General features: G+C 61.3%; 10 protein-coding genes. 2 read left to right on the top strand and 8 right to left on the bottom strand.

The genetic code is table 11. The features are described from left to right. Positions 1–807: 807 nt before the first annotated feature. Complete coding sequence (locus HMPREF3166_RS06220; protein ID WP_049049125.1) at positions 808–2,211, bottom strand: class II fumarate hydratase; 1,404 nt, start codon at positions 2,209–2,211, stop codon at positions 808–810. Between the two features lie 176 nt (positions 2,212–2,387). Continuing rightward, on the bottom strand, positions 2,388–3,419 hold the full coding sequence (gene glpX, locus HMPREF3166_RS06215) for a class II fructose-bisphosphatase (protein ID WP_035005801.1): 1,032 nt from the start codon (positions 3,417–3,419) through the stop codon (positions 2,388–2,390). A gap of 191 nt (positions 3,420–3,610) precedes the next feature. Here glpX and HMPREF3166_RS06210 point away from each other — a divergent pair, with 191 nt between their 5' ends. Then, entirely contained in the window at positions 3,611–4,192 is a 582-nt protein-coding gene (locus HMPREF3166_RS06210) for a DUF4245 domain-containing protein (RefSeq protein WP_070488227.1), read from the top strand. On the opposite strand, the gene HMPREF3166_RS06205 is transcribed toward HMPREF3166_RS06210, so the two are convergent. Further along, positions 4,189–4,476 carry an exodeoxyribonuclease VII small subunit gene (locus tag HMPREF3166_RS06205; protein ID WP_049049124.1) on the bottom strand — a complete coding sequence of 96 codons (288 nt, stop codon included), beginning with the start codon at positions 4,474–4,476 and terminating at the stop codon, positions 4,189–4,191. The genes HMPREF3166_RS06210 and HMPREF3166_RS06205 overlap by 4 nt on opposite strands. Positions 4,477–4,480: 4 nt before the next feature. Continuing rightward, a complete protein-coding gene (xseA, locus tag HMPREF3166_RS06200; RefSeq protein ID WP_070488225.1) occupies positions 4,481–5,773 on the bottom strand; it encodes an exodeoxyribonuclease VII large subunit in 1,293 nt (430 codons plus the stop codon). Positions 5,774–5,893: 120 nt separating this feature from the next. Between xseA and HMPREF3166_RS06195 the strand changes: the two genes are divergently transcribed. Then, positions 5,894–6,880, top strand: coding sequence for a 4-hydroxy-3-methylbut-2-enyl diphosphate reductase (locus tag HMPREF3166_RS06195; protein WP_035005773.1), 987 nt, complete (start codon positions 5,894–5,896; stop codon positions 6,878–6,880). Positions 6,881–6,927: 47 nt separating this feature from the next. Here the strand turns inward: HMPREF3166_RS06195 and HMPREF3166_RS06190 are convergent, their stop codons facing one another. The 4 genes from HMPREF3166_RS06190 to HMPREF3166_RS06175 all read right to left on the bottom strand — a co-directional run bounded on the left by HMPREF3166_RS06190 (position 6,928) and on the right by HMPREF3166_RS06175 (position 11,627). Then, on the bottom strand, positions 6,928–7,860 hold the full coding sequence (locus HMPREF3166_RS06190) for a DUF6542 domain-containing protein (protein ID WP_035005771.1): 933 nt from the start codon (positions 7,858–7,860) through the stop codon (positions 6,928–6,930). A gap of 27 nt (positions 7,861–7,887) precedes the next feature. After that, on the bottom strand, positions 7,888–9,714 hold the full coding sequence (locus HMPREF3166_RS06185) for an AI-2E family transporter (RefSeq protein WP_070488224.1): 1,827 nt from the start codon (positions 9,712–9,714) through the stop codon (positions 7,888–7,890). 72 nt (positions 9,715–9,786) lie between these two features. After that, a complete protein-coding gene (metS, locus tag HMPREF3166_RS06180) occupies positions 9,787–9,966 on the bottom strand; it encodes a methionine/alanine import NSS transporter subunit MetS (protein WP_035005767.1) in 180 nt (59 codons plus the stop codon). Further along, a complete protein-coding gene (locus HMPREF3166_RS06175) occupies positions 9,963–11,627 on the bottom strand; it encodes a sodium-dependent transporter (RefSeq protein ID WP_070488222.1) in 1,665 nt (554 codons plus the stop codon). The genes metS and HMPREF3166_RS06175 overlap by 4 nt, the downstream gene beginning before the upstream one ends. Positions 11,628–11,811: the final 184 nt, after the last annotated feature.

Genomic DNA, 11,811 nt, shown 5'->3' with positions numbered 1-11,811 from the left:
AAACGGCTACACCACTACACCGGACTTGACCCTAGGAGCGTGGGTGGGCACGCGGTTGTTCGCGTGGTCACAAAGTTCCATTGCGGAGGTGTAACTGTCGGAAAAGTTGCACTCCGGTGGGCTAAATGTCGGAAAAGTTGCACAACCTTGTCGGGGCGAATTCTCAATAGTGTAAAAGTGCAGGTCACGGGGGTGTTGCTGAAGGGGCCAATTCTGGAGGGGAGGACTTTTGCAACTTTTCCGACATCTATGAAACGTGTGGTGTTGGTGTGACCAATAGCTTCTGAAGGATAGTGGTTGGTTGACGACGTGACGGCAGATAGTGGGTATTGGTCGGTGCTGGAGAGGCTGAATGTCGCTAGAACGGGAATCCGTTAATGGGATCAAATTCCAGTAACGTAAAAGCCCAGGTCAGAGGGTTTTGATTTTCCGGAGTCGGCTGCGGCGCCGTGCGTATTCCCGTTCTAACGACATTTTGGCTCTATGGGAGCGGCGAAAGGGAACTAAAAGGGGCAGAAGAGGCCGGGATGGAAGTAAGGCGGAGGGACAGGAAAGGTGCAGGCGGGGCTGGCCGCGGTCAGACATAGGAAAACCCGCTGTCGCTCCTCCAAGGCGGTGGCTAGTGCCTACCAGTAGCGCTAATGCCTACTAGTGCCTTCGGAAAATAACAGCGGGTGTGTCGGCCCGGCATGCAGGCCAGCCAGGATGACCCGGCAAGTGTGGCCACCCGAGCCAGCGCCGCAGAAGCTAGTGTGGCCAGCCAACTAGCCGGCTGGCCCCGCAACAGCGTCAGTACTTAGTTTTCGCCTACTTGTCGCGGTCGGTGTTTGCCATAGCCAGGACGTCGAGGCGCTTATCCAGCTCCTCCTCGGTCAGCTTCTCGCCGTCGACAAAGCCCAGGTCGATAACCGTCTGGCGGATGGTCTTGCCTTCCTTCAGAGCAGTCTTAGCAACCTTCGCCGCAGCCTCGTAGCCAATGGCAGAGTTCAGCGGGGTAACGATGGACGGGGAGGACTCAGCCAGAGTGCGCATACGCTCCTCGTTCGGCTCGATGCCGTCGACCAGCTTCTCTGCGAAAACGCGGGCGGTGTTGGCCAGCAGCTTCGCAGACTCCAGCACGTTGCGGGCCATCATTGGGATGTACACGTTCAGCTCGAACGCACCCTGGGAACCGCCGAAGGCAACGGCAGCGTCGTTACCGATGACCTGTGCAGCGACCTGGGTTGCAGTCTCACACAGAACCGGGTTGACCTTGCCCGGCATGATGGAGGAGCCCGGCTGCAGGTCCGGCAGGTGGATCTCGCCCAGGCCGGTCAGCGGGCCGGAGCCCATCCAGCGGATGTCGTTGGCGATCTTGTTCAGGGAGACAGCGATGGTGCGCATAGCACCGGAGAACTCAACCAGGCCATCGCGGTTAGCCTGTGCCTCGAAGTGGTTCTCTGCCTCACGCAGCTGCTCCACGCCGGTCAGCTTCACCAGCTCGGCGGTAACGTTCGCGCCGAAGTCAGCCGGGGTGTTCAGGCCGGTGCCGACTGCGGTACCGCCGATCGGCAGCTCACCCAGGCGGGGCAGGGTGGCCTCAACGCGCTCGATGCCTGCCTCGATCTGGCGGGCGTAGCCGGAGAACTCCTGGCCCAGGGTTACCGGGACGGCATCCATCAGGTGGGTGCGGCCGGACTTCACGACCGTCTCCCACTCCTTGGCCTTCTTTGCCAGGGACTCCTGCAGGACCTTTAGTCCCGGGATCAGGTCGTTGACGGCAGCCTGGGTGGCGGCCACGTGGGTGGCGGTCGGGAACGTGTCGTTGGAGGACTGGCCCATGTTCACGTGGTCATTCGGGTGGATCTCCACGCCGTTGTTCTTGGCGATGGAGGCGATGACCTCGTTGGTGTTCATATTGGAAGAGGTACCGGAGCCGGTCTGGAACACGTCGATCGGGAACTCAGCGTCGTGCTTGCCCTCGCCGATTTCCTTGGCGGCGGAGATGATGGCATCCGCCTGCTCGTCGGTCAGCAGGCCACGGTCCTTGTTTACCTGCGCGCAGGCCGCCTTCAGCAGACCCATCGCGCGGATCTGTGCGGACTCCAGCGGACGGTCGGAGATCGGGAAGTTCTCCACGGCACGCTGCGTCTGCGCACGCCACAGAGCCTTCGCGGGAACCTTAACCTCGCCCATCGTGTCGTGTTCAATGCGGAATTCTTGCTCGGTCATTCTTTCATCACCTTTATCTTCTTAGCTTTTTGACGCCTCCCGCTCCGAACCCACCGAAGGGCTCAAAGTCGGGAACCGTGGGAAAGCGGATAGTCTTTCGTGCCCCGCACGGACACCGCCCAATCTACCTAAAAGGCCTGCTGCGCGGCGGCGGCGTGGGGGCGTCATAAAAAGGGCTAGTTACGGGTGTAATCCAGCACGGAGTAGGACTGTAGCTTCGCCAGCTGGTGCTGCGACTCGATGAAGCGGATCGTGCCGGAGCGAGAGCGCATGACCAGGGAACGGGTGGTGGCGGAGTTCTGGTGGTAGGAGACACCGCGCACCATATCGCCGTTGGTCACGCCGGTGGCGACGAAGTAGCAGTGCTCGGAGTTCACCAGGTCGTTGGTGGTCAACACACGGTCGAGGTCGTGGCCTGCGTCGAGGGCCTTCTGGCGCTCCGCCTCGTCCTTTGGCCACAGCTTGCCCTGGATCTCGCCGCCCATGCACTTCATGGCGGCGGCGGCGATAACGCCCTCCGGGGTGCCGCCGATGCCCATCATGATGTCCACGGAGTTGGTGGAGGTGTCCTGGGCGGTTGCCACGGCACCTGCAACGTCGCCGTCACCGATCAGGCGGACCTTCGCGCCGGCCTCGCGGATTTCGCGGATCAGATCCTCGTGACGCGGGCGGTCCAGCACGACGACGGTGATGTCGCCCGGGACGGTGCCCTTGGCCTTGGCGACGGCGTTGATGTTGTCGGCGACCGGAGCGTCGATGTCCACCTTGCCTACGGCCTCTGGGCCAACGGCGATCTTCTTCATGTAGAACACTGCGGACGGGTCGTACATGGATCCGCGCTCGGCGGCGGCGATCACGGAGATGGCGTTCGGGCGGCCTTCGGCCATCAGGGTGGTGCCGTCGACCGGGTCGACGGCGATGTCCACCGCCGGGCCGTTGCCGGTGCCGACCTGCTCGCCGTTGAACAGCATGGGGGCTTCGTCCTTCTCGCCCTCGCCGATCACGACAACACCGTCCATTTCCACGGAGTTGATCATCTGGCGCATCGCATCCACGGCCGCGCCGTCACCGGATTCTTTCTGTCCACGGCCAACCCACTTGCCGGAGGCGAGGGCGGCGGCTTCCGTCACGCGGACCAGCTCCATCGCCAGGTTGCGGTCCGGAGCCTCCGGGTTGGGGGAGACAGCAGGGATGTGCTCAGTAGACATGATCTTCAAGCTCTTTTCTGTTGCTGATTGGTGGCTGATAGGTAATTGTTTCCACTCTTCTTCCATTGTGCCTCATTTACCCCGGACGCTGTCTGATGCTGCGCCTTAAGTTTCGCCGTCCAGCCCAACCCAGGGTTCAGCCCAGCCCAACCTAGGGTTGATTTGGCCAGGCCAGCGGAGGCAATGCGATAATGGCGGGCGTGCAGATTCAAAAACCCCGTGCGTTTCAATCCACCAAGGACATTGTGCTTTCCCTGGTGGTGCTGTTGGTTGCCATGTTCCTGACGGTCGGGTTCACGGGCCTGTGCTCCTTTAACCCTGGAGAGGCTGATCGATCGGGTCCTGTGCAGGAGGTCGATGCGGATACTGTGCTGCAGATGGATGCCCGCACTTTCGATTTCCCCATCCGTAACCCGGAGATGCCGGAGGGCTGGGTGGCCAATTCCGCCCGCCGCGTGATGGTCGGCGGCGAGCCGTCGAGCCTGGTCGGTTGGGTTATTAACGGGGAGAGCTACATTTCCTTGACTCAAACCGGAGCCGACTTTAAGGCCGCCTCCAAGCCTGATGATTCCGTGCGGGAAGAGACTGGCACGGAGACCACGGGGGACGTCGAGTGGCACGTCTTCACCGGCGAGGATGCTCGCCCGCTGTGGGTTGCTGACCTGGGGGATGTGCGCTTGGCTCTTGAGGCGATGGCCTCCCACGAGCAGACTCGCACTGCCGCGGAGAAGATCGCTGCGACGCAGCCAATTGATGTCACCGACGCACGCTAGCCCTCGTTCTGTGCCGCGGCGTTGCGTGCCTCGCGCTGCTGTAGTGCTTGCTCGATGCGCTTGGATGCGCCGTTGAGGTAATCCTCGCAGTATGCGGCCAGTTCCTCGCCGCGTTCCCAGTAGTTCAGCGACTCGTCGAGGCTCATCTGCCCGAGCTCGAGGATCTTCACGACCTCCACCAGTTCATCGCGTGCCTGCTCGTAGCTCAGCTGGTCGAGCGGGCGAAACTTCTGCTGCTCGCCATTGTTGGTGTTGTTGGTGCCGTTATTGGTGTTGTCCGCCATCGTTTTATGCCTCTCCTGTGCTGCTGTCTGTCTTGTTGCTGTTCTTATTTATGACGCCCCCAGGCGCCGCCTGCACACCCATCGCCGCGGCCGTGATGGATCCGTCGGGAACACGGATGCGCAGCTGCGAACCGGGATTAACTTGATCCACCGTGGTGACCACTTGGGCTCCAGATTTGTCGCGCGGAATGACCTGCACGATGGAATAACCACGCGCTAGGGTCTGGGATGGACCCAGGGCATTGACCTGCGCCTTCAGCGACTCGATGGAGGAGCGCAGCGAACGGACATGCACGCCGAGCGCGCGATCCTTGCGCTGCAGAGCCTCCGCGATGATGTCTTTCTGGCGGGTGACCGGCAGGCTGGGGTCCGCCATCACGGGCCGGGTGCGGATCTGAGCCAGCCCCTTGCGTTCGTGCGCCACCCAGTTGCGCAGGGCACCGGCGCCGCGCTGGCGTGCTTCGCTGATGATTCGCAGCTCCTGAACCACATCCGGGACAACCGTCTTGGCCGCATCTGTGGGAGTGGCCGCGCGGACGTCGGCCACGTAGTCCAGCAGGGGATTGTCCGGCTCGTGCCCGATGGCCGAAACCACCGGGGTCCGCAGTCGGGATACCTCGCGCACCAGCGCTTCTTCGGAGAACGGCAGCAGGTCTTCCACCGAACCGCCGCCACGGGCGACGATGATTACGTCGACCGCCGGGTCCCGCTCCAGTTCTTGCAGAGCGTCGACGACCTGCGGAACCGTCTTCGGGCCTTGGACAGCGGTGTTAATCACCCGAAAGTGCACTGCGGGCCAGCGGCGTTTGGCCACCTCCATCACGTCCCGCTCCGCCGCCGAACCACGGCCGGTAATCAATCCCACGGTGGTGGGCAGGAAGGGCAGGGGAGCCTTCAGGCGGGGGTCGAAAAGGCCTTCGGCAAACATGGCCTTCTTCAACTGTTCGATCTGTGCGAGCAGCTGGCCGATACCGACCTGCCGGATTTCCGTGACCCACAGGGAAAAGCTGCCGCGCTTGGAATAGAACGACGGCTTGCCGTGTACGACAATGCGGTCGCCGTCCTTTACTGGAGTGGCCAGGTTCTTCAGCGCGCTCGTTTCCACGGTCAGGGAGACCGAAGCTTCCAGGTTCACATCGCGCAGGGTGATGTAGGAAAACCGCCAGGTGCTCTTCATGTTTACCTGCGTGACCTGGCCTTCGACCCAGATGAACCCCAGCCTTTGGATCCAGTTCTTCACCTGGTCGTTTAGCTGCCCGACCGCCCACGGGGCCTCAGGGGAGTTTGGAACGCTCATGGTTAAGCATTCTAAATGACGGCTCGGACACCAACGGATGACCAATGGATGACCAGTGGGTGAGCAGTGCAAGGGCAGGGGATGGGCAGGGGATGGGCACTGTCAGGTACTTCCATTACGATGGGGCACATGACTACCCCAACTACCGAGGCAACTGCCGATACTAAAAAGGTTTATCTAGCTGCCCCGCGCGGTTACTGCGCCGGAGTCGATCGTGCCGTCGAGTCCGTCGAGAAGGCTTTGGAAAAGCACGGTGCACCGCTGTACGTGCGCAAGGAGATCGTGCACAACAAGCACGTTGTGAAGACTTTCGAGGATCGCGGCGTGATCTTCGTCGACGAGACCTCGGAGGTCCCTCGCGGCTCCAACGTGGTGTTCTCGGCGCACGGTGTATCGCCCGCGGTGCACGAGGAGGCCCGCCAGCTCGAGCTGAAGACTTTTGACGCCACGTGCCCGCTCGTCACCAAGGTTCACCACGAGGTCACGCGCTTCGCTAAGCAGGGATACCAGATCATCCTGATCGGCCACCACGGCCACGAAGAGGTCGAGGGCACCGCGGGTGAAGCCCCGGATGTTGTCCACCTGGTCGACGGCGAGGACGACGTGAATGCGCTGGACTTCCCGGAGGGCACGAAGCTGGTGTGGCTCTCCCAGACCACCCTGAGCGTGGACGAGACCATGACCACCGTGAAGCTGCTGCGCGAGAAGTTCCCGCACATCCAGGATCCGCCGTCCGATGACATCTGCTACGCCACCCAGAACCGCCAGGTAGCGGTTAAGGCCATTGCGCCGAAGGTGGAGCTCATGATCGTGGTCGGTTCGCAGAACTCCTCCAACTCCAAGCGCCTGGTAGAGGTAGCCCTGCAGCACGGCGCGCAGGATGCCCACCTGGTGGACTACGCGGAGCAGGTCGATCCCGCTTGGCTGGATGGCGTGACGCACGTCGGCGTGACCTCAGGCGCATCGGTGCCGGAGATCCTCGTTCGCGGTGTGCTGGAGCTGCTGGCGGAGAAGGGCTATGGCGAAGTGGAGGAAGTCACCACCGCCACGGAGGATCTGATCTTCTCCCTGCCACGCGAGCTGCGTCCGCCGCGCACCCAGAAGTAAAACGCGATGTAAATCGCCAAAGGGGGGTAGAACTAGCCCCCGTCTGTTTAGTCGCGCTCGTCATCGAGGTAGCGCTTGGGGGACATGCGCCGCTCCGGGAAGGGGACCCGGCGGCGCTGAGCGTTCTCGCGCAATTCTTCAGAGCTGCGGGTTACCCGCTTGGCGCTAGAACGGACGTCATCGCTGCCGGAGCGTTCTTCGAACCGCAGGAACTCCTCGTCCCTATCGAAACTCCTGTCGGAATCCCTATCCAAGCTTCTGGCGGCGCGCTCCTGATAGGGGGCAGGAACCGAATCCCCGCCCCGCGGGATGCGGGTAATACGCTGTGTCGTCCGCTCTGAACGCTTCCGCGGTTCGTAGCTGGGGGCGTCATCAGAAGAACGAGTACTTCTGCGCGCGTGGCTCCGAGCATGCGAACGCTCCTGTGCGCGACCGTAGGTCTCAATGTTGCTGCGGTCGGATTCGCTGCGACGACGGCGCTGCATCTCCAGCTTCGCGGCCTTGCGGGTGAGGGACTCGCGGAAGTTCCACCAGCGGAAAATCGCGATGCCCAGCGCGACGAGGAAGGGGATCAGCAGCCACAGGTAGTGCTCGATGGCGGGGTAAATAGAGGTGATGACCTTCGTCTTCCGGCTGGCAATCGTCGCCCTACCGGAACTGAACCAGCCAATCAAAAGCGATCCGAACAGGTAAAACAGTGGGAACGACGCGACGGTGATGAACAGCCCGCGCGGCTCGACGAAGATGGTAGAGGCAATCATCCCGACTGCGAAGAGTCCAAAGAAAAGAGTTGGGATTGTGGTATCGCCATTGGCGAGAACCAGGCCGGTGAAAACGATGGCCAGCATCACCAGCGCGGGCGCCCAGACGGGGAACCAGTGCGCCGGTGAATCATCGTGCGTCACCTCAGCCATGCCGCGGTTGCGTACGCCACGCTGCACGGAGCGGCTATTGCTTCTGTGTCGGCTGCTTTCGGTCACGGGGTAATGCTACTTCTTTGGCTCGCTCTACTCGTTATTGCCACGGAGGGACTTATAGATTGACTGCACCCTATCGCGGATCTGTGCCCTCTTGTCGCTGAGGGATGACGCCCCCTCGCCTCCGTCGGCCGCCGCCTCCGCAGGATCGTCGCTGCCTGCTGTGGCGGTCGTGGTCTCGGAAGAATCTGCAGAATCGGCAGAATCAGTCTTGTCGGAGCTATTCAGCATCATTGCCTTGCGCAGCTCCTGCCAGCGTTGGGCGGCACGCTCCGACTGTTCGCCTGTGAGGGAACCGGCGGTGGTAGCAAATTCGATGTCCTGGGAGGTTTTCTCGCCCGTGGCGAGGTCCGTCAGGTCGCCCATGTAACGCAGGATCACGGCGATCATAGCGGCGCACGGCACGGCCAGGAAGGCACCGATGATGCCGAAGAGGGTGGAGCCCAGGGTGACGGAGAGCAGGATGATGACAGGGTGAACGTTCATCGCGCGGGACTGCAGCACCGGCTGCAGGATGTTGCCCTCTAGCTGCTGGACGGCAATGACCAGGAGCAGTGCCATAACGGCGGTGTTGAAGTCGACTGCCACCAGCGCGATCAACACGGACAGAGCACCTGCGACGAATGCACCGACCATGGGGATGAAGCCGCCGAAGAACGTCAGGATAGCCAGCGGGCCGGCCAGCGGCACGTTCAGCAGGACGAGGCCCAGGCCGATGAAGATAGCGTCGATGGCGGACACGATGGCCTGGGTGCGGATGAAGCCGCCCAGGGTGTTCCAGCAGCGAGTCAGGACCTCGGTCAGGTGCCAGCCGACGCGGCGGCCCGTCACGCGGCGCAGCATCGGCAGGAAGTTCTCTCCGTCCTTCAGGAAGAAGAACGTCAGCACCAGCATCACGAAGAGAGTGACCAGCAGGGAGGCGGTCTCCGTGCCGAAGGCGGCAATGCTTGTTGCGATGTCGCCGGACTTGTTCTGTAGCCAATCGGTGATCTGCTGGACACCATCGTTGAACTGGCTTTCCTGCAAGTTCACGGGAGGTCCTTGCAGCCAGTCCTGGATCCGGCCGATGCCGTCGCTGGCCTGGTTGACGATCGTTTTGCCCTGTTCCACGGCACTAGGTGCGATGGCGGCGAAGGTGCCGATGATGAGGGCGAAGAAGCCCAGGATAGAAATCAGCACAGCCAAGCTGTTGGGGATTTTCAACTTGCGGAGCAGACGCACGACCGGCCACAGCACGGTACATACGATCACCGACAGGCAGACCGGCAAGATGCCGGCCCAGAGCTTGCCGAACACTTGGAATCCCAGATACAGCGCTGCGGCGATGATGATGAAACGCAAGCACCAGCCTGCAAACCAGCGACCGGTGGTGCCGATGACCTCCGCGCGGTCGCGCAGTTCAGGGTTTAGCTCCTCATCGATAGGAGACTTCTTAGCGGGCTTCTTGGCCTTCTTCTTGACCTTTGCGGCGTGCGAGCGAAGCCCAGGACGATCGTCAGTTTCCGTTTCTCCGTCTGGCTCGTGATCTTCATCCAGTGGCTTCTCCATGCCTGTTGTGGCGCGGGCGGTGTTGCGCTCCTGGACGTAGGAGTCCCCCTTTTCCTCCACGGTGGGGGCAGTTTCTGCTCGCTTGTCCTCGACCAGCTCGGCCTCGGGGGAGTCGGGGCTTACGGTTGGGTGCTTGGCTGCCTGCGGTTCGTCAGCGAATTGGCCATGGCCGAGGCGCTCTTCGTCTCTATCGTCGCCCGGTATTGGGATGTTTTCCGTATCCATTCGATGGGAACCCGCGATAAAGTCTGCAAAATCACGGCCATCCTTACGAGGAAAGGACCTGTCGTGGGGGTTCTGGGAGTTCATTCTCCCTATTCTGCCTCACGCAGGTCCAAAACGGGAGTTTATGACGCACCCCGGGGCGTGTTTATCAGCGGCTTAACGCGCCGCGGAGGATGTGTTCACCTGGAGTAGAGACTCGTTGTCCGTGCCGGGTGCGGATCCCAGCTCGCCGGTGGTGGCGTCATCCGTTTTCGCGAGCATAAGAATCGCTGCAACGAGCCCACCCCAGATCACGATAATGAACAGGGCCATCAGGAGAATTGCGGGGCCGGTCATGACAGTTCCTTTCCATTGTTAGGGCCATTGTTAGAGCCGGTGGCAGAAGTAGCGGCGGTGGCAGCGCCATTGACGAGCGGGTTCGGAGTGCCACTCGGCCGACCCTTTGGAGGCACGCCGTAGTCCGAACTCGGCAGACCATCGAGGAACAGGTTGCCGCGGAAAGGCACGAAGCTCCATACCACCGCGCCGAGGCCGATGATGATGAGCACCAACCAGCCGTAAGCGAAGATCGTCCCGGATGCGTATCCCTCGTAGCCTTCGGAGAGGAGAGTACGGATCTCCTCGAACAGGAAGTACAGCAGCACCGCAGGGGTGATGGCGAACACGCAGGCCTGCCACACAACACCCAGGCGCAGCTCCGAAACAGCGTTGAGGTGCTGCGCCATCTCGTTACGGCGCCCCTGGATCCAGCCAATGCTCAGAACCGCGGCGACGGCACAGATCACGATGCCCAGGTTGTTGGTGAACTTGTCCATGATGTCCAGGGTGATCAGACCAGACGTGGTGGAGAACAGCAGGCAGGAGACGACGGCCATGACGCCACCGATGGTGATGGAGGCGACCTCACGGGTCAGGTTTAGCTTGTCCTTCACGGCGGAGATAACGACCTCCATGATGGAGATCAGCGACGTAATACCAGCCAGGAACAGGGAGCCGAAGAACAGCACGCCGAACAGGGGCCCGGCTGGCATTTCATTGATGATGGTCGGGAAGGCGATGAATGCCAGGCCGATGCCGCCGGAGACAGATTCCTCGACGGAGGTGCCCGACTGTGCAGCCATGAAGCCCAGGGTGGCGAACACGCCGATGCCGGCCAGAACTTCGAAGGAGGAGTTGGCGAAGGCCGTCACCATACCGGTGCCGGTGAGGTTCGTGCGCGGCTTGAGGTAAGACGCATAGGTAATCATGATGCCGAAGCCGATGGACAGGGAGAAGAAAATCTGACCGTAAGCGGCGATCCATACGGAGGTATCGGACAGGACGCTCCAGTCCGGGGTGAAGAACGTGTTCAGGCCGTCGGCGGAACCTTCGAGGAATAGGGCTCGGACCACCATAACGACGAAAAGGACGATCAGCACCGGTACGAAGAACATGGTGACGCGGCCGATACCCTCGTTGATCCCGCGGGCAAGGGTGAAGATACAGACCACCCATACTGCGGCCATGACCAGCAGAATCGGGATGACGAAGTCGCCTGTCCAGGCGGAGGAATCGTCAACCTTCAGGAAGTCGCTCATGAAGTAAGACTCTGCGTCTTCACCCCACGTCTTGCCAATGGACTTCCAGGTGAAGAGGCCCGCCCAGGCGATGATGGCAGCGTAGTAGACCGCAATGAAAAAGTTCACGCCCACCTTCAGCCAACCGATCGGCTCGGCGTACTTGCTGGTACGGCGGAATGTCAGGGGAGTGGAACCGCGGAAGCGGTGGCCCATGGCGAGGTCGAACCACAGTAGTGGAATGCCCGCGGTGAGTAGTGCAACCAGGTAGGGAATCAGGAAGGCGCCGCCGCCGTTTTCGTAGGCGACGTAGGGGAAGCGCCAAATGTTACCCAGGCCGACCGCGGAGCCGATTGCGGCCATGATAAACACGAGGCGGGTGTTGAATGTTTCTCGTCTCTGACGGGGACTGGCTTCAGGCGAGGAAGATGAAGTGGTCATTGAGGTGCAACTTTCTAGCAGGCATCTCGCAAGGCGAAGAGTTAACAGAAGAGGCTTAATGGGTGGTAAAGCCTCAAGGTTTTCTAAGGTGCATTCACTATATGACCGTTGAAAGGTTCTGATAGTGGGTTTCCACAATTCTTTTCCGAGATTGACTAACCGATGAAGAGATGGGGGTAGTTTC

The sequence above is a fragment of the Corynebacterium sp. HMSC08A12 genome (assembly GCF_001807485.1).
Classification (GTDB): Bacteria; Actinomycetota; Actinomycetes; order Mycobacteriales; family Mycobacteriaceae; genus Corynebacterium; species Corynebacterium evansiae.
Note: the sequence above shows the minus strand (reverse complement) of the source record. Positions and strands in the feature narration are given on the sequence as shown.